Origin of the sequence: Methanococcus maripaludis, from assembly GCF_013760955.1 — an archaeon.
In the GTDB taxonomy this organism is placed as follows: domain Archaea; phylum AGJL01; class Methanococci; order Methanococcales; family Methanococcaceae; genus Methanococcus; species Methanococcus maripaludis_A.
In genome coordinates this window covers 1-24,697 of the sequence record NZ_JACDUL010000006.1, presented here as the reverse complement: position 1 = coordinate 24,697, position 24,697 = coordinate 1, and the positions used below count along the sequence as shown (strand labels likewise).

Here is a 24,697-nt window from a genome sequence, read left to right as displayed (position 1 = left end):
GAAAATCTTAAAGGAAACAGGCTTGATAACATCATGATTGAGGGAGATGTTGGGGAAATGCTAAAAAAAGTAGAATCCCAGCAATAAATAAAAAATTGATTTTTCTTTTTTCGAATTTAAACTGTTTTAAAATTTAAAAATATAAAAAAGTTTAGAATTATCTTTTTTTATGTATCATTTTTCAACTTTTTAAAATCCCTATTTGATAAGGATTTTTACTAATTTAATCAAAATATCTTTATTTAAGCCATTCTTGAACACTTATAAACTTTAATTTAATTATACGGCGTAATATCTGGATTTATTTCCAAAAGGCTTTAAATAATGAGATATTAATTTTTTATTAGTTTGTATTAAGAATGGTGACTCGATGAATATTTTTGATTTTTCAGTGTTTAGTATTTCTTTAGTAAGTTCTGCAACATACACCCTAGAAATGGCATCAGTTGTTCTTTTGACAATGTTTGTCATGAATTGCCTGATAAATATGGGTGTAATGAAAAAAGTAAGTGATTTTTTGTATCCGTTTACTAAACACTTAAAAATGAATCAACTTTCCATGTATTCCATACTTTCATGCTTTTTCAGTCCAACTGTTGGGTATTCCATACTTGCTGAAGGATATAAAGACCAAAAAGTTACTGAAAAAGAGATTATTGGATGTTCCCTTGCAAACTCTTTTCCAACGATATTTTCCCACACATTTACATTTTTTATACCTGTTGCAATACCTCTTCTTGGAATGACGGGAGTATTTTATATTTTAATTCGATCAGGTGTTGCACTGGTAAAAACGATTATTGGACTTTTTTATCTTGCAATAGTTTCAAAAGATATTGATTTTGAACCAAAAATCGAAGAAAAAAAGAATACTAAAAACATATTTAATAAATCTCTTAACAGTACTTTGAAAATTTCAAGGCGGATTATTCCAATAATGTTTATAACTACATTTATTGTTCTGTATTTCTCGAATTCAGGTGTTTTTGAATATGTAATAGTGATTATAACTCCTTTTACTGGCTTTTTAGATCTTGATCCGAGTGTTGGAATTTTGGTAATCGCAGATTTAATCAATATTCAAACTGCAATGGTGATGGGAAGCGGACTTTTGGAAAATGGTGTTTTAAATTCAAAAGAAGTAATAATCGGATTGATATTTGCAAATATCCTATCTATCTCAACAAGATACACAAAACATTCAATTCCCCTGCATGTTTCATTGTTCGGGTCGAAATTGGGAACAAAAATAGTCATGATTAATGCATTTATTACGTTACTTATAGATATTTTTATAATCGGTGTATTGATAGTGTTTAGTTAAAAAAGTGTATTTTGGATTTAATTTACTTTAATTTTTTAGAAATTTAAAAATATTTAATTATAAATTTGATATAAACTCCAGACACAAAAAGTGATAATATGTTTAAAGGGATTAATGGAAGCGAATCATGGGATATCATTGAAGAAGTGGATAAAGGGTGGTCGGAAGATAAAAAATACCATATTATCACGAAAAATGGGAAACAACTCCTGCTTAGAATATCGGATATTAAATTCTACGAAAGAAAACAAAAAGAGTACAATATATTATGTGAACTCAGCAAAATGGACTTTGAAATGTCAAAACCAGTTGATTTTGGAATTTGTGAATCTGGCGTATACATGCTGCTCACATGGGTTGAAGGCGAAGACTTAGAAACAGCCATTCTAAAAAAGAATACGATGGAACAGTACAACCTTGGAATAAAATCTGGAAAAATACTTAAAAAAATCCATTCGGTAAATATCCCCTCAAACATGGACCCCTGGGAAAACAGGTTTAATAAAAAGATAGATCTAAAAATTAAAGCATATTTAGAATGCCCATTAAAATATGAAAATGGCGAGTTATTTATTGAACACATAACTCGTAATAGGCATTTATTAAATGATATTGGATCAACACTGCAACATGGGGATTACCATATTGGAAATATGATTTTAACATATAGCGGTGATGTTGCAATAATTGATTTTAATCGTTATGATTTCGGAGACCCATTTGAAGAATTTAACCGAATTATATGGGATGTAGAGGTAAGTAAAGCATTTGCAGTTGGTAAAATAGATGGTTACTTTAATGGAAATATTCCTGAAAAGTTTTTCCAGTTACTCGCCCTCTACATATCCGTTAATACAATCTCGTCACTGCCTTGGGCAATTCCTTTTGGCGATGAACAGATTAATATCATGAAAGAACAGGCTTCAAAAGCGCTTATTGATTACGATTATTTCAATACGGTAATTCCGAAATGGTATATTGATGCAAAATGCATGATTGATGAATAATTTTCTCGAAAAAACATAATTTAAAACACACGGCACCACAACCAAACATCACGGGACACCGTCCCGTATACAATATACTCAAAAATAACATTTCAAAATTTCCAATTTTCAAAGGTATAAGGACTAACCTTAATGACCGGACCGTTTACCGTGTCATTCTCTTGCAAAATTTTCAACTAAGTTTAACAAAATGACCACATTCTTCTCTAAATTGAAAATGGAAAAAGATATGCTGATTTTTTTTAAATCGGGACTTGAAATCCGGTTCTCCACTGGGGAGCGGGGGTTCAAATCCCTCCCTCTGCGCTTTCTTTTTAAAACGATTTCCGTTGGAATTTTTAAAGACCGATTGTACTTTTTAGGGTTTTAGCTTTTTTCAAGGATGTTAACATCATTAGGACCATAAAAGTTATTCCAGAGACTACCGGATTAAAATTTTAGTGTTATTAAACTCGCCGTTTTGGGCTTCTTTTTTCTGGAAGTTTCCGGAGTAAGTGGACGGTATCTTTATACTATTAAACCGCTATTTTATTGTTTAATTGCCGTAATATTCAGTATATACTTATATTCAAACAAAAAACCTTTCATGTAGTATATTAATATCAATAACTACGCGAGGGGTTTTAGATGATTAGAATTTGCCCAAAGTGTTTGAAGGCCGTTGTTCATTATGATAAAGAATACATAACTGGAAAGGTTAGACCAGTTTTTGTTGATACTGAAAACAAATGTTGTGGATACCTGCAGACGGAATCGGTTTTTAATAATGCAAAATGTTCGAAGTTACAGATCTTGAAAACTGAAGCTGGAAAAATATCAAAACAACTAAACTTATCTGAAGATGTGAAATATGAATTCTTTGAAAACCTGAAACGCTTTAAAAGAACCCGTAATGAGTGGAAGGATTATCGAGTGCTTGAAGAAGCATTAAACTATACCCTATCGACATTAAACATAAAGCTTCAGAGTGAACAAGCTATTTTTAAAAAGAAAGTTAAAATATAATTATATTACTTTTTTAAAAAAGAAAAAAGAGTTCTAGAACAATTCAAAAATCCCCTCAAAAATTGAACCGTTCAGGCATATGAAACAGATTTAAAAACTGGTCAAGCTCCCCATATCCCAAGATTCCCACCTTGGGCAATATAATTTTTGAAAATAGAGTTATTTAAAGTTTTAGGATAATCAAAACCAATATGAGGAGTTAAAAAAGGAAAAAAGGAATTTAAATGATTTTTCAAATCATATTTAATAATATAATATTAATTTCCAACAAAAAAATAAATTGTTACATCTTATTTTAATTATTTATTGGAGATTACAGGTTATTTTTCAATAATGTTGATTAAAAATCTTTTAAATTAGATATCCTTATATATGCATAAAAATATAACTAAATCAAGGGTAATTTACCATTATTTATCTGAAACTATTTTTAAAATTCTGAAAACTTTAGAGGGATCTTTATGAAAAAGTTTTTAGTTGGATTTATTCTATTTGCAATGGTCTTTTCGATAATTCCCGGAGCTTCGGCACTAACAGAAGGTCCTGAATGTGAATATGACCTTATTGCGGGACAGCATACGGATGTAGGGGCCATAACAGTTCAAAGAATTGGAAATTCATTGAATTTTAATTACGAAACCATACCTGGATGGTGTATTTCTGAGGTACATTTAATGGCTTTGAATGAATCTCCAAATGACACTTCATCTAGTTGGTATACTGGTAAATATGTTACAAAAAAAGGAAACCCAAAAGTTGGGCAGTTTGAAATTAATGAAGAAGGCCTTTGTGTAACAGAATACTCTGGAACACTTGATCTAACAAACATTAGTGAATGTCCTTGTGATACATTATACATTGCAGCACATGCAGTAGTTTGTGAATGCGAATATGAAGAAATTTTTGATGGATACACTTGTGAACCAGCAGATTATCCTTGGGCAGTAGGTACCAGTAATTATATCCCTGGTACGCATACCGGGTCAGATTGCAGATACAACGAATCCCAATGCTTGGGTCCAAATGATGGGGATTCAAAAAGCGAATATGCCTTTACCAGTTTGGGTCAGGGCGGAACCATAGAACTGTATTTCGATGGTAGTATTTGTGGAGATGGGGATAATTCAACTCCCGACTTAGAAATTTATGAAACTACATGGGGACAAATTCAATATATGGAAAGTATTTCAGTTGAAGCATTCTACAATGGAAATTACTACCTCGTAGGAAATGTTTTAAATCAGGACGGTAACAGGAGCATTGAAAGTACATTTATAAACTACATTTACGACCTGCCTGATTGCGTATGCATTGAAAAAATAAGACTAAACGACACTTCCAAATTAGGAACTAGCTTTGATTACGACCTCGATGCAGTAAAAGCCAATTACAGATGCGTTCCAGAATATGAATGCGTATGTAATTGTACCGGAAATTGTGAAACCGCATGGGGTAATGGAACTAGCTTCCCTGGAAACAACTGGGCAATGTACTTTGAATATGGCGGATGCATTTGTGATTAAATAACTTTTTTATTTCTTTTTTGATCATTTTGAATTTTAAATTGAAATTTATTATGCTTTTGACTATAAACTACAAAACAGTTTTATTTTCAAAACTAATATTTTTTCAAAAATCTCACTCATTTTCAAAGTAAAAAGGGACTAAATTAATTACCTGACATTTTAAAGTGACATTGTGTTGCAGAATTTTCAACCCGGTTTAACAGAATGACAGTATTCTTGCCCTAAAATGAAAATGGAAAAAGATATTCTAACTAATTTAAAAAAGGGTCTTGAAATTTAACAGTATATTACAAACCAGTAGTTTTTATTGTTAACATGACTGGCCCACCATAATCAAAACGATTAAAAATATTGGACTGAATATGGTGTTTTTAAAAGAGACGTTAAAAGTAATATTTAATTAATATCCCCATTTTTCTTTTATTTCCGATAAACTCCCATCATTTTCCATTTCAAGAATCACATTATTAATTTCATTTCTTAAATCATCATTTTTCTCATTTATGGGAATTCCAATATAGTTTATATCGATTTTACCTCCGATAACTTTCACAGGATCATTGTTATCAATAAAACCTTTTGAACAAACATATTCAAAAACTTCCGCATCGATATTTCCTGAAAGAAGGTCATGATGCATTTCACGAATATTTTCATAAGGAATCAGTTCAAATTCCATATCATCTTTAAATCCTTCCATTAATGATTCCTGAGTGCTACCTGCTAAAACACCGACTTTTCGGTTTTCCAGACATCTTATGCAGGTGCTAGTATCTTCTTCCCTTACAAGAATTGTGGTATATGTTTCAAAATAACATCTTGAAAAGTCCACATGGTTTTCTCTTTCAGGCGTTATTGTAATAAATGCAACTGCGCAGTCAACTTTGTTGTTTTCGACAGCGCCTAGAAGTGATGAAAATTCATATGTTTTAAATTCGGGTTCTAAACCCATTCTTTTAGCAATTTCGGTTATTAAATCAATTTCAAATCCTGTTGGAACATTGTTTTCGAAGTATGCCATTGGATAAATGTCTGGGGCAATCCCAATGGTCAAAGCACCTTCTTGAATTGTATTTTTATTGGTATTCTGACTAATACATCCCGCAATTATTATCAAAAATATCATTGAGAGTATTAAAACTTTGTAATTAAACATTATATTTCCCCGTTACCCAATTTTTTGAATTAATTCAACCATAATATATTATTGATATTAAATCTAATTTTCTAAATGGGCCAGATGGAAATATTAATATATGGGGTAATAAAGGACAAAATATTAAACATTTTTAGACAAATTTAGGTTAAAAATGCTTTAAAATAGTAAAAAATAAATTAAAATTTATTATATTAATTTACTATAAAATGAATTGCAGCGCACTGTCCAGGGTAACTCAAAAGCTGGATTATAGAAGTGTACGTCACAGTAGAATTTATGGAAGCGTCCGTTAATTCTCCAGAAACGAGCGTATCATTAGTAATAGTTACGTAACAAAGGTTGTTTTCCCCTTCGACTAAAAATCTTTTGTAACCATTTACCTCATCAATTTCAGCAACTTTTCCACAAGTTACAAATTCTGGCGGATAGTAATTTACAGATGATGCAGCCAATATCGGTGGAAAGGACCTTGTCATGATACCCGAATAATTAATTTCAACCAATCCTCCGGCAGATATGTTATTACCTTCGTAAAATTCTGGGAATTTAATATCAACATTTTCGGGCACGTTTACAACATATTCGCCATTGTTATTGATTATTAATAATCTGTATTTTCCATCCATAACTTCAATGGATTTTATAACTCCAAAAATTATTTCCGACCCATATTTAGAATCGTCGGTTAAATCATTGCTAGATTCTGAATTTTTCGAGAAAAAAACAAAACTCGCGACAATTATGCATAAAAAAATTGCTAAAATTGCAATTATACTGCCTGTTTTAAATTTCATAGTTCACCTCAAAAAGCATGTCTGCTTCTTAAACTAGCTTGAATTTTAAAACATATAAAAACGTGGATTTTGTTCGCATCTGGCCGAACAATATATTAGGCCTAAAAAGTTGTAACTTAATGAATTGCACAGTTTCCAACAGATGGCTAATTTCGAAGTTTAATTCTAAAACCAAATTTAAAAAAGAAAAAAAAGTTATTTAATAAACTAGAACCGGCCCATCTTCCGTCCATTCTAAAATTAAAGCTCCATCTGGAAGTTCTTCCAAAGTTTTAAAGTATTCGAGAGCTGCTTCTGTTCCGTACCTGTCAGAACCTGCAATGTATATTACCGGGTAAGTTTTGATGAAGTTTCCATCGCGTACTTCAATATCCTTAACCTGAATAACCCCTTTATTTTCTCCAGGGTAATCATTTGTAATTGATATTTCAAACTCTGAATCATATTTGTTAGCAAATCCATTTGCTTCTGGTCCACCAACAATTATTGTGTCTCCTGAAAGTTCGTAATTATTTGCATTTTGAACAGTTTCTCTCAAATTCAAAGCATATCCTTCATCGATTTCGTTTCCGTATACAATATTTGAATTTGAAACTGCTTTTTTAATGGTTCCAAAATCTATTCCATCAGAAAGATCAGAACTATAATGGTTTCCAGTACTTCTTGAAGAAGTAACTGGGGCTGAAATTTCAAAACTTACATTTTCAGCAAATAAATTTCCGCAGCCATCAAATAACTCAAAAATAACATAATGTTCCCCGTAAGAAAATGTTGATTTATTAAATAATCCCTCAAAAGTATTGCTGGTACCATTTAGCGAATAAGATACATTTGAACCATCAAAACATGCATTTATACCCCATAAATCATCATCCTCTGCATTTATTAAAATATCAATATCATTTTTTCCTACGTTTATATATGAATTAAGTACTGAAGGGGCTAATTTACTGAATAATTTAAATACTGTCGAATTATTGCATCCAAATGAATTGACAGAATTAATTTCTTCGATATTGGGGTATGAACTGTATTGAATTATCCCGAATTCAGAAATTATTGAACTTTCAGTCCCATTTGAAAAGTTAGCAAAGTAATATCCTTTTCCAGTATTTTCCAATGAGTCTTCAAACTCTGTTTTCCAATCAGTTAAATCTACTGCGATAAAATCAGGCATTGAACCGTTTCCACCTGTTTCATTACAGCCCCCATATATATCAACATATCCTAAGATATTCGATTCATTTCCAATTCCAAAAACCATATTCTGATCTTTTGTACTTTTATTTTCAGGATCTAACTTTACAACCCCAATAAGTTCGGGCTTAGAATCTGAAGTATTGTATCTTGCACCAGATATTCTCCAGCATTCGGTATAATTCATATTTGCCATTGCCTTGTAAGTTATATAATAGCTTCCATCACCATTTGGACTCCAATTAGCGCCCCAAGAATTCATGACCTTAAAAGCACCTGTTTCATTATCTTCAGATATACTATCATCGTATCCAACAACCGCCTGTGCATGATTTGCTTTTTCATGTGACTGATCAAGGTCTGAAAGTATTGAATCATTATCAAATGTAAAAACGTCCTGACCATGCATTGCAATGATGATTATAGATCCTTCATTCAACCATGATTTCATGACCTCAGTATTATTAGTAGAAGAAACTTCAAAACCTGTTATCCGGTACTGTGGTGCTTCGATCCATGCTTCCTCATTTCCCCAAACAGTGTAGTTATCAGTTAGAGGCATTGTTTCATAGGTTGCACTGCCGAGTCTTGAAATTAATTTTAGATTACTACTGAGTTGGGAACCGCCATTTTCTCCATTATTTAATTTATTATATGCCCACATAGGGTTAAAACATTTTAAACTATCATTTTCTTTTAAATCCCAGTCATAAATTTTTGCCTGTAAATACGAATTTGCATAATATACTATCGCCCATGAAGCGCATGAACCAATTTTGCCTTGATCACCAACCGTTGGAAAGCAGGGGTCTTTTGAAAGATCGAGATATGAATTATTTGATAGATTTGCATTTTCAGAGAGGCCCTCGACAACCGTAATTTGGTCTGCCATTGAAAGTAATTCTTCCTTGGTCGGAAGGAAACATCCCATTACGTAAGGTTCTTCATTATCTGTTGAACGTGAAGAAAATGTCTGAATATTTGAAGTTTCAAAATCAGTCGTGTTTTTCGTTATATTTTCAATTACACCCATTTCTTCTGCGTCTTCTTCAGTGAAATTGTGGAAAATATATTTTCCATCATCTACAGATTCTGAAAAATTTGCTGAAATCAATACAAACAATAGTAAAATTATTGAAACTTTTTTAAAAAAATTCAATTAAAATCGCCCCGAAAGAGATTATTAGTGTTTAAATTAAATCCATATTCAATTTATGAGTCGTTCGTAACTTATAATTTAAAATATATTTAAAAATGTCGATTTTTAAAATAAAAAAAGTTTTTAAATTCCTATTAAAATAATAAATAGTATAGATTAGAGGGGGAGTAATTATGATAAAAAATACACTTTCAAATGTTATGGCAGCTACCTTTTGTATCGAATTACCTAATGAAAAAGCAGGTGGAATGCCAACTCCTGCAGGATCTGGTTTTTTCATATCTCCAGATGGATGGTTTGTAACCGCTGCGCACGTGATAATGGATAAAAATGGATCTCCACGAAAAGACTTAAATAAATCATTTTTGGTAAAAGAACAAAATGCAACTGATCCCAAAAAAATGTGCCAACATATATCATCAGGATCTGTTTTTTCAGGATCCGATATTGCTTTATTAAAAGTGGATTTTGAAAAAAATTCTGATAAAGAGTGGCTCAACGGAAAAACTGAATTTCCATATGTAAAAGTTTCGACAAAACGTCTCGAAATGGGGGACGAAGTTTATTCTTTTGGCTACCCTCTATCGAGTTACGGGATAATCAAACCAGGTGAACTTGGATATATAAAATTGAGTCCGCGAGTTACATCGGCGATAATTTCATCGAATTTTGATTCAAACGTGAAAGGTGTTTTTGGTCCGAAAAATTATGTACTCGACAAAGCACTAAATTATGGAAATAGTGGTGGACCAATTATTGCAACAGAAACAGGCCATGCTCATGCAATCTGTTCTAGATTCCAGCCTTTAGTTGTTCCACAGCAACATCTTAAAGATAATAAGGGTAATCCTTTACCAATAATGATTCCGAGTCTTTACGGGGTCGTATCTAGCTTTAATAACAAAGAAATTATTGGTCATTTAATGTCTTTGAATATTCCAATTGAAGAATAATTTAAAAACCACTAAATTTTCAATTCTAAAAATATACCTTTTTTATACATTTAATTCTAAACGTTACGATAATTATTTTATAACGGAATAGTTTTCAAAAGTATTTTGGGGAGTATATGGAAAAAATTGCATTTTCTTCATGGAGTGGGGGCAAAGACGGCTGTTTGGCATTGTATCGGGCAGAAAATATGGGGTTACAAATTCCATATCTTTTTACAATGATCGAAGAATGTGGGGAACGTTCAAGAAGTCATGGGCTCAGAAAATCCTTATTGAAAGCACAGGCAGACGCCATGGGAAAAACATGGGAATATAAAAAAGCTACGTGGGATGAATATGAAACGGAATTTCTTTCATATTTACACCAAAAACAGGGATCGGGTATCACACATGGAATTTTTGGTGACATCGATCTTGAAAATCATCGTAAATGGGTAGAAGGTGTTTGCGGAACAGAAAATATTGAAGCATTGCTACCAATTTGGCAGGAACCGAGAAAAGATTTGATAAAAGAGTTTTTGGATGCTGGTTTTGTTGCGAGAATTATTGCAATAGATACAAAACGTGTTCCCAAACGTTATTTGGGAATGACATTTTCAGAAACTCTGATTGAAGAATTTGAAACATTGGGTATTGATGCCTGTGGAGAAAATGGGGAATTCCATACTGTTGTATTGGATGGGCCAAATTTTATGTATCCCCTAGATATTGAGTTTGGCAAAGTATTTACTGTTGATTCTTATTTAAAGTTGGATATTAAAATAAAAAAACCATAAAATAATTTTTAGTATTCTATTTATTCGAATTATCAATATATAAAAATTCAAAACAAAACTAAAAGAATTTATTACTTTTTTAAATTCAAATAAACATGTTTTTTAAACTAAAGTTACTATTCAACTGGAACGTGCAATGATTTTAACAACTCAATGATGTCCATGTTATCAAAACTGGAAACTACCCCATAAATACTTGGGATTACTATATTCATGGGTTTCCCATCTGTATCCATTAAATGGGGTTGTTTTATTGCCACCGGCTGAAAGCTAGAGCAGATTGCATGCACATTTCCTGTTTTTGTTGAAACGATAGGTCCACCACTATTTCCATAATTCAGTGCTTTATCGAGTACGTAATATTTTGGAGCATTTTCGCCCATAATTGGAGCATTAGTTTCTAAATCTGAAGATATAACTGCCGATGTAACCCGCGGACTCAATTTTATATATCCGAGTTCACCTGGTTTGATTATCCCGTAACTCGATAGAGGGTAGCCAAAAGAATAAACCGGTTCACCCATTTCAAGGTTTGCTGTTGAAATTTTTATAAATGGAAATTCAGTTTTTCCGTTGAGCCACTCTTTATCAGAATTTTTTTCGAAATTGACCTTTAATAATGCAATGTCGAGTTTTGGTATAAGATATTCAAGAGTTACATGATGGCACATTGGCCCAGGATTATCCCCATTTCCCTCTTTTGTAAGAAATGCTTTATTGGCATCTGGCCTAGGAGAACCATTTTTACGCATAACTACGTGCGCAGCGGTTACAAACCATCCATCAGGAGATATGAAAAAACCAGATCCTGCCGGAGTTGGCATGTCATTTGCATTTTTATTCGGTAATTCGATACAGAATGTAGCTTCTTTAATTTTCGAAAGTGTTTTTCTAATCATAACATCGTCTCAATTAAATTATATTAAACATTTATTAAATATTATTTTAATTTAGCTAAAGCTAACTAGAAAATAATATATATCACCACCTATTCAATTTTACTTGTAATATTATAAATTAATATTGATTGGAGGTAAAAATAACTAAGAAGTTTTCAGTCTAAATTTGCATTTAAATTCCCATAAATACTAAATTACCCAGGTTAACCAAATAAAACGTTTTTCTATTGTTTTGATTTTAAAATAATGTTTAAAAGTACGTTTTTAAACTTAAAATCTATTTTAAAGATTCCAATAGTAAAATTGTTAAATTAAACTTAAAAAAATCCCTTTTAAAATAATATTCAGGCATATTAATTATTCAGGAGGATAAAATGCGGTTTAAAAATATATTTTTGATATTGCTGAGCGTAATGCTGTTATCATTGTCAATTACAGCAGTTTCAGCAGAAGAAGATGATCCTAAGATAGCATTTGTAGTCATTGGATCTGATGAAGCCTACATGGTCAATGAGGCAGCTGAAGGAACAAATGTGAATGTTACAGTATACTACAGTGCACGTAGCTCTGATGTAAATCTAACCTATAATAGTTTTGAAGAAATGGATTTAAGTAGTTATGATGCAATTTTCGTGTATCCAAACACTGCTATGCTATTTTTAGGAGCTGACGTCAGAGATGAAATTGAAGAAGCTATTAATAACACGGTAGATCCAGCTACCCCGGTAATTGACCTAGGATTTGGAACGGGAAATGTTGATCTTTCAGAACACCCTTATATTGAAGCTTACACAGGCAATGCAAGTACTGAAAATATAAGACGGATGATCTCGTACTTAGCAATAACGTTCTGTGGAACAGATGGAACTATTGAAGAACCAATTGCTGTTCCCGATGATGGTATCTACCACCCAGATTCAGCGTTAGTTTTTGAAGACTTAGATAGTTACCTTGAATGGTATTCAACTGATGATGGAACCCATCACATTTATGACCCAAATAATGTTACAGTGGGGCTCACATTCTTTGATTCCAATACTGGAAGTAAAGGTAACCTTGTTGTGGATGCCACAATAAGAGAACTTGAATCAAGGGGCGTTAATGTAATCCCTGCTTTTAAACCAACATTACTGTATGAAGATACCCCAATCATGTTCCAAGCAGATGGAGAATGGTTACCTGATGCATTCATTGATTTTGGATACGGTGTATGGGTAATTCCAGTACTTAACAAAAATACAACGTACCTTCAAGAAGCAGGTGTTCCTGTTATCAATGCAGTTATGTACTCACAATCACTTGATGAGTGGGTTAACGGTACAACGGGAAGTGCTTATGATTTCCAATACCAAATACCATTAATGGAAATCGGAGGGCATATCGAATCTATTGTAGTCAGCGCAAAAGTGGCTGATGAAACATACGGAGTAGAATTAGATACCCCAATCCCAGCACAGGTTGACTGGATGGTTAATAGAACCCTAAACTGGGTTAAGCTCCAGAAAATAGAGAATGAAGAAAAAAAAGTTGCTATAATTTATTATAACCACGCTCCAGGTAAGCAAGATGTAATGACTGCATCAAACCTCGATGTTGCTCCAAGTATTGCAAATCTTGTTGAATACATGGATGAAAATGGTTATGATCTCGGCGAAGAACTCCCTAACAGTACCTGTATAAGAGAATTAGTACTTGAACAGGGTAGAAACATTGGAAACTGGGCACCTGGTGAAATGGAAGAATTAGTTAACAATTATGATGTGGAATTACTTCCAGTAGAACAGTATATGGAATGGTTCCATGAACTTCCACAGGATAAACAGGATGAAGTAATAGACACATGGGGCGAAGCTCCTGGAGATTGCATGGTATATGAAAACAGTTCAGGCCAATACTTTGTTTTTCCAAAAATCTCACTTGGAAACGTGGTATTAGTTCCTCAGCCAACCAGAGGCGGTTCTGACAATGACAGTCTTTTATATCACGACCAGACACTCCCTCCAAGTCACCAGTATATTGCATTTTACATGTGGCTTGATAAGCAGTATGAAGCAGATGCCTTAATTAATATGGGTAGACACGGTACTCAGGAATGGTTAGCAGGAAAAGGTGTTGGCCTTTCGATAGAAGACTGCTGGCCAGCTATAATGATACAAGACATGCCTTCCATCTATATTTATGAAGTTGGTGGAATTGGTGAAGGTATTCAAGCAAAACGTAGAGGAAATGCAGTCATTGTGGATCACCTTACCCCTCCAGTTATCACATGTGGGCTCTACGGTAATTTATCAACGATGCACCTAAAAATGCACCTGTATGAAGAAGAAGAAAGTGAATCGCTTAAAGAAGAATACAAAAAAAGCATAATTTCGCTATATGAAACTTTAGGGTTTGATACAACATTTAATATTTCAACAGATGAATTAAGCTCGTACAATGAAACGGAATTTGACAGTTTCGTTCTTGAAGGGCCTGTACATGATTATCTACACGAACTTGCTCAAGAAACAATGACATACGGGTTACACGTACTTGGGGAACCTCCTGAGGGAGATGCGCTCGTAGCAATGGTGTACTCAATTGTTTCAGACGATCTTATAGAAAGTATTTCGAAAGTTGTTGAAGATGACCACATACTTGATACGGCTCATCAGCCCAATGCAGTCACCGAATTAATTGAAGATGTAATCTTAAATGGAACATCTCCGGATGAAGCTGTAATGAATAAATTAAACATATCCGGTACAGTAACTAAGGAAGTGGTTGCCACTGCAATAAGTGATGAAGATGGAAACTACACGTTAGAAAATATTCCAAATGGAAACTATACACTTACAAGTTTCAAATATATTCAAATGGGCAGCATGGGAATGTGGTTTATTGACGAAACAGACGTAACTGTTCAGGATGGACAGGATATTTCTGATTTCAATGTAACTACTCATACCGCATCATCTGATGATGGAAATAATGAACTAGAAACAATCACTGCATTGAATATTTTATTGCAGAGGGCAGATATTTCAGGAAAAACTCTTGGAAGCTCACGTATGGGTGGAACACAGCCATATGTAAATGTAACTGTAGTTCTTACCGACGACAGAGGGGAACTTGTAGCCAACACTACGAGTGATGAAGATGGAAACTACACGTTAGAAAATATTCCAAATGGAAACTATACACTTACAAGTTTCAAATATATTCAAATGGGCAGCATGGGAATGTGGTTCATTGACGAAACAGACGTAACTGTTCAGGATGGACAGGATATTTCTGATTTCAATGTAACTACTCATACCGCATCATCTGATGATGGAAATAATGAACTAGAAACAATCACTGCATTGAATATTTTATTGCAGAGGGCAGATATTTCAGGAAAAACTCTTGGAAGCTCACGTATGGGTGGAACACAGCCATATGTAAATGTAACTGTAGTTCTTACCGACGACAGAGGGGAACTTGTAGCCAACACTACGAGTGATGAAGATGGAAACTACACGTTAGAAAATATTCCAAATGAAAACTATACACTTACAAGTTTCAAATATATTCAAATGGGCAGCATGGGAATGTGGTTCATTGACGAAACAGACGTAACTGTTCAGGATGGACAGGATATTTCTGATTTCAATGTAACTACTCATACCGCATCATCTGATGATGGAAATAATGAACTAGAAACAATCACTGCATTGAATATTTTATTGCAGAGGGCAGATATTTCAGGAAAAACTCTTGGAAGCTCACGTATGGGTGGAACACAGCCATATGTAAATGTAACTGTAGTTCTTACACAAGAAACTGTCAAAAGTTCGGAAGAAGCTGCAGAAATAATCGAAACACTTAATTATGCATCAGAAATCGCTGAAAATATAGCAGCATGTTCTTGTGAACTACAGGGCGTTATCGATGCGCTTGATGGAAAGTATATTGTTCCTGGCCTTGGAGACGACCCAATAAGAAGTCCCGAGGTAATTCCAACAGGAAGAAACTTCTATGCATTTAATCCAAATATTATACCTACCGAAGAAGCCTGGAATGTTGGAAAACAACTTGTTGATGATTTCTTGGAAGAATGGCTAGAAGAATACGGAGAATACCCTGAAAAAGTAGGATTTGTATTATGGTCATCTGAAACAGGCCGACATAAGGGAGTTATGGAAGCAGAAATATTATATCTCTTGGGAGTTGAACCTGTATGGGATGATTCAAATGTTGAAGGAGTAAGACTCATTGACAGTGAAGAGCTCGGCAGGCCAAGAATTGACGTAGTAGTCACAATGTCAGGAGTATATCGTGATGACTATAACTGGCAGGTAGAATTAATGGACATGGCTGCAAGACTTGCTGCAGAATCTGAAGATGATATAGAATACGAAAATTATGTCAAAACACATTCTGACGAAATATACGATTTATTAATGGCTACAGGCAATTACACAGAAGAAGACGCTAACTTACTTTCCAAATCTAGAATATTTGGCCCTTCTCCAGGAACTTGGGGAGTTGGAGAGTTTAGAAGTGCAGTTGAAAGAGGAGATTCTTGGGATAATGATAGTATCCTTGCTGATTTATACATAAGTTCTATGTCAAACATTTATGTAGGCGGAGAATGGGGCGGACAGGAAACTGAAACGTTTAGAGAAGTACTCTCTGGAACTGATGCCTTATTATTCAGCCGTAGTGGTAATGATGGTAGAGGATCAAGCAGTGTTGTATTTGACCACGTTTACGAGTTTTACGGAGGATTTGCAACAGCTGTACGAGATATTAGCGGAGAAGACCCTGTAAAATTCATTGTAGATCTAAAAGACGCTGATGAAGCCACCACAGAAGCGTTCAGCTCTTATCTTGCAAAAGAACTACTTTCAACATATTATAATCCATTATACGTTAGTGGACTGATGAGTTCAGGATATGCAGGTGCAGCTGAGATTTCGAACATTATTGAAGATCTTGCAGGACTTCAATACACCATTCCGGGAGGCATTACTGGTGAAATGTGGGAACAGATGTATAATATATATGTGGAAGATGCCTACAATCTCGGAATGGATGAATGGTATGCTACTGAAAATCCTTGGGCTAAACAGGCTCTTGAATCCAAAATGTTAGAAGTAGCAATGAAAGATTACTGGGATGCTGACGATGCAATTTTAGAAAATTTGGCAAATGAATACATTCAGTCAGTAGTTGAATATGGAGTTACCTGCTGCCACCACACTTGTGGATTCCTTGAACTTAACGAGTGGGCAGTAACACATTCATCAGTTGACGAAGAAACACTAAAAGAGTTTGAAAGACTCTATGAGGAAGCTACACAAAAAGACATATCTATTTCAGAAGATAGTACGGAAGTTCAAGAACAAAATGACGAAAGTTCAAGCTCTGAACCAGATACCTATTCAAAAGTTTATTCTGGAAATGAATCAGTAGTCAAAGCAGTAAATGCAACAAACGCTACAATGGTGACAAACACTACGGTTACTGAAGATGCAGCACCAAGTGTGGGTTCTGATGGAGGAAGAAGTAGTTCTGGAAGTTCAAGTTCAGCAACAACCGCAGAATCATCCTCATCTTCAACATCAAAAACTCAGAAAGCATACGAAGTCACAATGAATGATGAACCGGAACAGTCTGAAACTTCTGGAACAACGGTTATCGCAATCGTTGGTGCAGTTGCAATGACTGGACTTGTTGGAGTTGGATACTTTAAGCAAAACCCAGAGATATTTACAAATATAATAAATGCTCTGAAACTTTTGAGAAGAAGATAAATTTTTTTCTCTTTATTTTTTTAAAATAGATGAATCAGAAAAGACTATTTTTTAAATATTTCTAAAAACTAGTTTTGATTTTTAAAAGAGAATTAAGAAAAGTTTAAAACCATTGAAAAATAATATAATTATCTATGACTCTAAAAGCTTCGACTAAAAAATCCGCAAAATCCCTATGGAACGCTTTTCCTCTGATTTTGGGAACTATTTTACTTGTAAGTTTACTCACGACAGTGATTCCAAAATCATTCTACTTAAGAATATTCAGCAAAAGCACGATTCTGGATTCATTTATCGGAACTTTAGTTGGAAGTATATCTGCGGGAAACCCCATTGTCAGCTATGTTTTGGCAGGAGAATTGCTAAACGAAGGTATCAGTTTGATAGCAGTGACCGCATTTTTAGTTTCGTGGGTTACAGTCGGCATCATACAGCTTCCTGCAGAATCAGCAATATTGGGGAAAAGATTTGCTTTTTTAAGAAACGTTACTGCATTTATATTATCAATAGTCGTTGCCATAATGACTGTATCGATACTACGGGTAATTTAAAATGAGCTTGAAAAATAAATTAAGTTCAATTCCCGGATCGTGGTATTTCCTAATAAGTGTAATTTTAATATACATAATCGTGTTTATCGTTTCGCGAGAACTATTCTTTTCAAGCATACACTTTTCTTACGATATAATTTTAAAAATAATTCCTATCTTAATTTTGGTTTTCATTTTGCTGGCATTATCTGATTATTTTATAACTCCAAAAATAGTGACAAAATACCTTCAAAATAAAGGAATTAAGAAATGGATTTTTGTAATTATCGGGGGAATATTATCCAGTGGCCCAATTTATATGTGGTATCCACTTTTAGCAGACCTAAAATATAAAGGGATGACGGATGGACTTATCGCCTGTTTTTTATATAACCGGGCATTGAAAATACCGCTACTGCCGATTGCCATTTTATATTTCGGCTGGAAATATATGATAGTTCTAAGTTTAGTAATGATTCTTATGTCGGTTATTCAGGGCATAATAATAGATAAATTAATGGGGGAAAAATTATGAGAATTGCAATAGCTTCAGAAGGAAAAGACCTAAATTCAGAAATTAGCACTGCCGCTGCAAGAGCACCTTATTTTCTTATTTACGAAGATAAAAAGCTCGTAGAATCCATGAAAAACCCTTTTGCAATTGGCGGTGGGGGAGCAGGGTGGTCTGTTGCACATATAATGGCACAAAAAGAAGTTGAACTATTTATAGCTGGAAAACTGGGTGAAAACCTAGAAACTGCGCTAAATGGAAAAAATATCAAATTTAGGGAAGACAGCGGGAAAAAAGTATCAGATATTCTTGACGAATTGTAAAAATAAAAGTAATACTATTCTTTTGAATATAAATCATTAAAGTTTACATAACGCACTTACAGGAAATATCTCAAAACTTCAGACGAAATCAAAAATGTTAGAAGAACCATAGCTAAATCTTTAAATTTTAAATTTTTCAAAAAAATCTATTTTAACGTGGTACTATGGAAAACTACGTTTCCAAACTAGTTTTAGATAATCTCTTACTTACTCATTTTTAATTTGTTATAATTAAAAAATAATTTTTAACAGGTAATCTAGCAAAAAATAATTAATGTGGTACGTTGGGGGAGTAAACATTTTTTTTAGGGGATTTAGTATAAATAGCGGATTAATATATTTAATATAATCAATTTAGAAAGGCGTATATGAAGATGAATAAATTACTGTTAAGGATTATAACCTTCACGTTAGGACTTTTTGTCATGGCTTTTGGAGTAGCCTTGTCGGTTAAAGCTAATTTGGGAATATCGCCCATATCCTGTGTCCCATATGTATATAGTCTTAAATTTCCACTTACCCTTGGTCAAGTGACAATCTTTTTCAACATGGTACTAATCATGTTACAAATGATTATGCTTCGCCGCAACTATCGTTTAATCTTAGTGCAGTTGCCTTTCGTGTTTGTTCTCGGTATATTTATCGATTTAGCAATGTATATAATTTCAGATTTGTATATCCCCAATTATATGGTGCAGATATCATTGTGTTTACTCAGTTGTATTGCAATTGCATTTGGTGTTTTTCTAGAGGTAAAAGCAAAAATTATTTATCTTCCAGGAGAAGGTTTAGCAATGGCCCTTTCTGACACATTTAAAAAAGAATTTGGTAGGGCAAAAATTGGAGTCGATGTTTCCATGGTTGCGGTGGGCATATTAAGTTCTTTCATTTTTTTGCATCAAGTACAGGGAATACGTGAAGGAACTATTTTTGCTGCCATATTAGTTGGTTCCATTGTAAAATTCTTCAATAAAACCCTATCGTCAGTAGTGGAAGATATGAAATTAGCATGAGTTAAAAAAATTAATTTTTTAGTGAAAATACCCAAAATTATTATTCTTTTTTGTTAAAATAGAATTTAAACAATTGATTAATCAATTTAACAGTTTTTTTTCCATTTTTGATTAATTTCTTAAAAAATATTGGTAGAATTATATTTAAAAAAATAATGTTTAAAATTAAATTTTAAATTGGCCTGATTTTTCAGTTACCCTTTCAGCGATCTTCGTTACTTCTTCTGCAACATTTCTAATTTCTTCAATGATTGAATTCAACTCTTCAGTTGATGCAGTAACTTCTTCAGCAGTTGCTGTGAATTCTTCTGAAATCGATGCAATATCTTGTGAATTCTTTAAAGCTCCATCAGTATTATTTGCAGCACTTTGTGCACCTTGTTTGATGCCGTTAATTTTAATTGAAGCTCCATTAACACTTTCTTTAATTCTAAGTAACGCATCGTTTACTTCATCAATTGCAATAACTCCTTTATCCACTTCATCTTTTCCTTTGTTTCCAAGCTTCATGGTGTCGTCAATTCTTTTGTGAATGCCACTAATCGTATGGTTGATATTTTCAACAGATTTTTTAATTTCTTCTGCAAGTGCTTTAATTTCACTTGCAACGACTGCAAAACCCCTTCCGGCTTCGCCTGCACGAGCAGCCTCAATTGAAGCATTCAGTGCTAATAGGCCAGTTTGTTCAGCAATATCTTTGATTAATCCAGTAACTTCATTAATTTTTTTACCGTCTTCACCAAGCATTTGGATTGATTTTCCAAGCTCTTCAATCACGTTTGTAATTCCCTGCATTCTTGAAATTGCATTTTCAACCTTTTTAACTCCATTTTCGGAATTTTCAGCAATTTCGTTCGCGGCATTGACTGTTTCTTCTGCTGCATTATAAACTGATTTTGCAACTTCGTATGTATCTTCAAGCTGATCTGACGCTTCCTGTAGTTTTGCAGACTGGTCGCTTGAAGCTTCCGCAACTTGTGTTGCAGCTTCAGTAACTTGTGTTGCGGTTTCTTCTGCACCTTTAAGTTGATCTTCGACCCTATGTACTTGAATATTTAATAAATCAACTTCTTCCCGCAATTCTTTAATTAACAATGCAACGTTTGAAACTGCTGTATTAATTGCTTTTTGAAGGGTGTTATTTTCAGCATTTTCATCTGCCCTTGCGGTAAAATCTCCCTTTGCAACTTTGTTCATTACAGTTGTAATATTATTCAATAGATTTGCAAGTTCTACCTTGTCCATGTCCATTGTTTTCATTAAATTCTTAACATTTTCAGCCATTCCATTGAATGAATCTGAAAGTTCTTCTAATTCATCACCAGTTTTGACTTTAGTCTTGTAATCGTAATTTCCACCACCAAACTCGGCAGTTCCTTTTTTAAGTTCTTCAATTGGTTTTGTAATTTTTCTTCCAGTATATAATGCAATCAAAATTGAAAGCAATAAACCCAAAAGTGCTATTATAATTATTTCATTTCTCGTTTCATGTATAACTGCAACGAATGGAGCCTCTGGAATGCCAGTAAATACCATACCAATTACATTTCCATCAATATCTTCGATTGGGGAATATTTCGTAATATATTCACTCCCCAGTACAGTTGCAGTTCCAACATACTCTTGATGGTTCAATATCGTGTTGTAAACTTCATCAGAGCATTTTGTTCCGATTGCATCATGTCCATCGGTTTGAACAGTTGTGGAAATTCTAACATTTTTAAGGAATATTGTAGCCTCATTTTCAGTTCGCTCTTTAAGGCTATCTACCCAGTAATCATCCTTATTTACAATGTCCACCATTGTTACAGTACCAATAAGTTCTCCCGAATAGTAAACAGGAGCAACTACGCAGATTGCAAGAGCATTATCTATGTTATCCACTTTGTAATCGCTGTATTTTGAAGCTTCAGATCCAGAAATTATTTCAAATGAGCTTTGGACCTCGTCGCTGAGTAGTTTTGATATTACAGGTTTTAAATTCGTCTGGACATTGTCCGTTGAAGTTATAATAGTTCCATCTCCATCGGTAAATGCAACCAGATCTACTTCAGACGATTCTTTCATTTTTTCTGCGAAATTAGAAAGTATTTCATTATCATTATTCGTAAGTGCTTCTGAAAATGTATCCAAACTTGCTGTGTAGCTTGCAGTTGTCTCAAATTCGATAAATACATTTTCTATTGTTTCCTGAAATATATTTAAATTATCGTTAACGCTATTTTCTCCCTGTATTTGCATTTCTTCGGTTATTTTGTTTGTGGAAACCCCTCCAACCACCAGTAGGGGGATTATCGCACAAAGTATCATAAACACCAGTATTTTTGTACCAATTTTTTTAAAGCTTATTTTCAAATAGGCTCACCTATCCAATGAATTTGTGGGTATATTTGATATTATTATAAATACTTTTGACAGTATTACGGATATTTGTTTATTCTTATGAGTATATATTGGTTTTATGTAGGTAATCTGAAAATGTCGGTTATTATCAAATTAAATGAAAATAATGTAATTTCAAAGAAAAAAGAAATGTTATTTTTTTCAATATGCCCCAAATGGGTTAAACTATTCTTTATTTTTATTTTCCTTAAATTAAAATAGTAATTTTTAAATTATAAAGTGTATTTTATCGATTATATCGAACATATGGAGAAATGAAAATTTAAAAATAGTTTAAAAAAAGCCATAAATTAGAAATTCAGAAATCTGCCCCTGTATGTAAAAGGCAGTCGTAGGCATATTCACTATTCGAGTGGTAGTTTTGGGTTTCTAATTACATTAAAAGGTACGATTTTAATGTATCATGGTATTTTTAGGAATTGATTAAAATATGATAATTCCAATTCACAGGGTGGATGAATGAGGTACTCCAAAATCCAGATGATTTGAACCTACAACAATTGTTGATTAGTTCTAGACTTTGGAGAACTCGGGTAAAAATTGACTTTTGAAATATATATGTGCTTTGTATAGGTTATTGTGCGTATATTCTATAACTTCGATAAATTGAAAAAATAATTCGAAAAAAAGTTAATTTTTAGAACAGTTCAAAAATCCCCCTCAATAAATGAACTGCTCCCGAGGTTTATGAAACCAATTTAACAACTGATTTAAATTACTCCCCATACCCCAAGATTTTCCCCACTCTTGGGCATATATAATTTTTGAAAATAGGGTTATTTAAACATTTAGAGTAATCAAAACCAATATGTCGGGTTAAAATAGAAAAAAAATTTTAGAAAAATTCAATATATCTTAAACTATTTATCTGATTAAACACACGGGGGGCGTGTATTCCATTTTGAAGAGTTTTGACGAGTTTCTCGTCAATATATATTCTTTAATCGAGGTTATAAAAAGTATATACGTTTGCAACAAAACCAAAAAAATATACTCAAAAAATTAAAAATTTATTTTATAATTATGAACCGCACCCCCTACAGAAAACCAAATAAAATTTTTCAATTTAATTCGTGTACTATTAAGGATTTTTAATCTATTTTTTACAAATAACCACATAAAATACCATTAAATGCAATACTAGATCTAACCGATATTCAAAAAACAAAAAGCATCTATTTTATATTGTTTACAATTTCGGGATCATTCATTGCTTCCCCTACTGTAGCATAGCATTTTGAACTATAGTGCTTTCCGTTTGAAAGTTTTAAATAAGCACAGTATTGTCCGGTCTTTAAATTTTTTGCAAGTTTTATTTTTGCAGGAAATTCATCACCTTCTTTAACAAATACCCAGTACTTTTTTATTAATTCATATGATTCAAAATATTTTGAAAAATCAACCATTTTTACCAACCCCCTAAAATATTTACATTATAGTTTCTTTTTTCAAAAGTATTTATTTATTCCAGTTATTTTTAAATATTATCTAAAAAATATGGTTTAAATGGACAATATCGACTAAAAAAGTCGTAATGTTAAAAAAATTCATTAAAATGGCCATTAAACAATGTTCAATGGTATTGGACTTTTTAATGAATTTGGATCAATAATTAAAGTTTAATTCGATTATAATTTACAATAATACATTTAATTGAAAAACGGACTCCATTAATCTGATAAATTTTAAATAGCTCTGAATTGAAAATATATATTGTAAAACGAGGGGTGATACATATGGCAGACATTAAAAAACAAGACCCAAAAAAGCAACAGCAACAAAAGCAGGCTCAACAAAAACAAGGACCGCAGCAACAAAAGCAGGCTCAACAAAAACAAGGACCGCAGCAACAGCAACAAAAAAGATAAGGCGTTTTAAACTCAAAGACCTTAAAAGAATGAATAATTGACAAATACCACCCACTCTTTTTTTCAATTTTCAAAAATATTGATGGGGTAATTATGCCAAACATTAAACAAGAGGAACAAAAAGAACACCAACAACCAAAAATAGCACAGTACCAAAGAGTAGTGGGTCCGCAAAAACAAAAAAAACAGGAACATCAGGACGTGCAGAAAGAAATTCAAAAAAAGCAAGCACAACACAAAAAACATCAACACAAAAGATAAAAACATTAACCTTCAAGATTTTATGTAAACAACAAAAAATTTTATCTTTATTTCCAATTTTAATAATAAATATATTTTAAATTTAAAAAAGGAAAAAAGAATTATTCTTTTAAATCAGTGTAGCAGAACCACCAGTCGTAACCTTGTAGTTCTCCGCTTTCAATTGCATCAAGTCGTTTTTTTCGACCATCCATATCTTTTGCAGGAGG

At 33.1% G+C, this 24,697-nt stretch carries 19 protein-coding genes; 13 read left to right on the top strand and 6 right to left on the bottom strand.

The genetic code is table 11. The features are described from left to right. The first annotated feature begins 370 nt into the window (after window positions 1–370). From HNP90_RS09315 to HNP90_RS09300, 4 genes are all read left to right on the top strand, one after another. Entirely contained in the window at window positions 371–1,324 is a 954-nt protein-coding gene (locus HNP90_RS09315) for a nucleoside recognition domain-containing protein (protein ID WP_011868372.1), read from the top strand. A gap of 98 nt (window positions 1,325–1,422) precedes the next feature. Next, on the top strand, window positions 1,423–2,331 hold the full coding sequence (locus HNP90_RS09310; RefSeq protein WP_011868371.1) for an aminoglycoside phosphotransferase family protein: 909 nt from the start codon (window positions 1,423–1,425) through the stop codon (window positions 2,329–2,331). A 627-nt stretch (window positions 2,332–2,958) separates the two neighbouring features. Continuing rightward, window positions 2,959–3,336 carry a hypothetical protein gene (locus HNP90_RS09305; RefSeq protein ID WP_012068291.1) on the top strand — a complete coding sequence of 126 codons (378 nt, stop codon included), beginning with the start codon at window positions 2,959–2,961 and terminating at the stop codon, window positions 3,334–3,336. A gap of 461 nt (window positions 3,337–3,797) precedes the next feature. Beyond that, window positions 3,798–4,859, top strand: coding sequence for a hypothetical protein (locus HNP90_RS09300; RefSeq protein ID WP_012068290.1), 1,062 nt, complete (start codon window positions 3,798–3,800; stop codon window positions 4,857–4,859). Window positions 4,860–5,262: 403 nt separating this feature from the next. Here the strand turns inward: HNP90_RS09300 and HNP90_RS09295 are convergent, their stop codons facing one another. The 3 genes from HNP90_RS09295 to HNP90_RS09285 all read right to left on the bottom strand — a co-directional run bounded on the left by HNP90_RS09295 (window position 5,263) and on the right by HNP90_RS09285 (window position 9,171). After that, window positions 5,263–6,018 (bottom strand): ABC transporter substrate-binding protein, encoded by a 756-nt coding sequence (locus HNP90_RS09295; protein WP_012068289.1) that lies wholly within the window; start codon window positions 6,016–6,018, stop codon window positions 5,263–5,265. Window positions 6,019–6,212: 194 nt separating this feature from the next. Further along, on the bottom strand, window positions 6,213–6,815 hold the full coding sequence (locus HNP90_RS09290; RefSeq protein WP_012068288.1) for a hypothetical protein: 603 nt from the start codon (window positions 6,813–6,815) through the stop codon (window positions 6,213–6,215). A 199-nt stretch (window positions 6,816–7,014) separates the two neighbouring features. Then, window positions 7,015–9,171, bottom strand: a complete 2,157-nt coding sequence (locus HNP90_RS09285) for a C1 family peptidase (RefSeq protein ID WP_012068287.1) — start codon at window positions 9,169–9,171, stop codon at window positions 7,015–7,017. A gap of 173 nt (window positions 9,172–9,344) precedes the next feature. Here HNP90_RS09285 and HNP90_RS09280 point away from each other — a divergent pair, with 173 nt between their 5' ends. Next, a complete protein-coding gene (locus tag HNP90_RS09280; RefSeq protein WP_012068286.1) occupies window positions 9,345–10,124 on the top strand; it encodes a S1 family peptidase in 780 nt (259 codons plus the stop codon). A 116-nt stretch (window positions 10,125–10,240) separates the two neighbouring features. Then, complete coding sequence (locus HNP90_RS09275) at window positions 10,241–10,900, top strand: Dph6-related ATP pyrophosphatase (RefSeq protein ID WP_012068285.1); 660 nt, start codon at window positions 10,241–10,243, stop codon at window positions 10,898–10,900. A 116-nt stretch (window positions 10,901–11,016) separates the two neighbouring features. Here the strand turns inward: HNP90_RS09275 and HNP90_RS09270 are convergent, their stop codons facing one another. Beyond that, window positions 11,017–11,799, bottom strand: coding sequence for a S1 family peptidase (locus tag HNP90_RS09270; protein ID WP_012068284.1), 783 nt, complete (start codon window positions 11,797–11,799; stop codon window positions 11,017–11,019). Window positions 11,800–12,173: 374 nt separating this feature from the next. On the opposite strand from HNP90_RS09270, the gene HNP90_RS09265 reads away from it, so the two are divergent. The 5 genes from HNP90_RS09265 (at window position 12,174) to HNP90_RS09245 (ending at window position 19,956) form a co-directional block, all read left to right on the top strand. Then, window positions 12,174–17,579, top strand: coding sequence for a cobaltochelatase subunit CobN (locus tag HNP90_RS09265; RefSeq protein WP_012068283.1), 5,406 nt, complete (start codon window positions 12,174–12,176; stop codon window positions 17,577–17,579). 134 nt (window positions 17,580–17,713) lie between these two features. Further along, a complete protein-coding gene (locus HNP90_RS09260; protein ID WP_012068282.1) occupies window positions 17,714–18,130 on the top strand; it encodes a permease in 417 nt (138 codons plus the stop codon). Window position 18,131: 1 nt separating this feature from the next. Next, the gene (locus tag HNP90_RS09255; protein ID WP_012068281.1) at window positions 18,132–18,644 is read left to right on the top strand and encodes a hypothetical protein; all 513 of its coding nucleotides are present in this window, start codon (window positions 18,132–18,134) and stop codon (window positions 18,642–18,644) included. Continuing rightward, window positions 18,641–18,943, top strand: a complete 303-nt coding sequence (locus tag HNP90_RS09250; protein ID WP_012068280.1) for a NifB/NifX family molybdenum-iron cluster-binding protein — start codon at window positions 18,641–18,643, stop codon at window positions 18,941–18,943. Before HNP90_RS09255 ends, HNP90_RS09250 begins: the two co-directional genes overlap by 4 nt. Window positions 18,944–19,311: 368 nt before the next feature. Next, entirely contained in the window at window positions 19,312–19,956 is a 645-nt protein-coding gene (locus HNP90_RS09245) for a YczE/YyaS/YitT family protein (RefSeq protein ID WP_012068279.1), read from the top strand. A gap of 165 nt (window positions 19,957–20,121) precedes the next feature. On the opposite strand, the gene HNP90_RS09240 is transcribed toward HNP90_RS09245, so the two are convergent. Beyond that, a complete protein-coding gene (locus HNP90_RS09240) occupies window positions 20,122–22,311 on the bottom strand; it encodes a methyl-accepting chemotaxis protein (protein WP_012068278.1) in 2,190 nt (729 codons plus the stop codon). Window positions 22,312–23,534: 1,223 nt separating this feature from the next. After that, window positions 23,535–23,765: a hypothetical protein gene (locus HNP90_RS09235; protein ID WP_012068277.1), complete on the bottom strand. Its 231-nt coding sequence runs from the start codon at window positions 23,763–23,765 to the stop codon at window positions 23,535–23,537. 330 nt (window positions 23,766–24,095) lie between these two features. Between HNP90_RS09235 and HNP90_RS09470 the strand changes: the two genes are divergently transcribed. Next, the gene (locus tag HNP90_RS09470; RefSeq protein ID WP_258558970.1) at window positions 24,096–24,227 is read left to right on the top strand and encodes a hypothetical protein; all 132 of its coding nucleotides are present in this window, start codon (window positions 24,096–24,098) and stop codon (window positions 24,225–24,227) included. Window positions 24,228–24,320: 93 nt separating this feature from the next. Next, window positions 24,321–24,488, top strand: coding sequence for a hypothetical protein (locus tag HNP90_RS09230; protein ID WP_155810756.1), 168 nt, complete (start codon window positions 24,321–24,323; stop codon window positions 24,486–24,488). The last annotated feature ends 209 nt before the right edge of the window (window positions 24,489–24,697 follow it).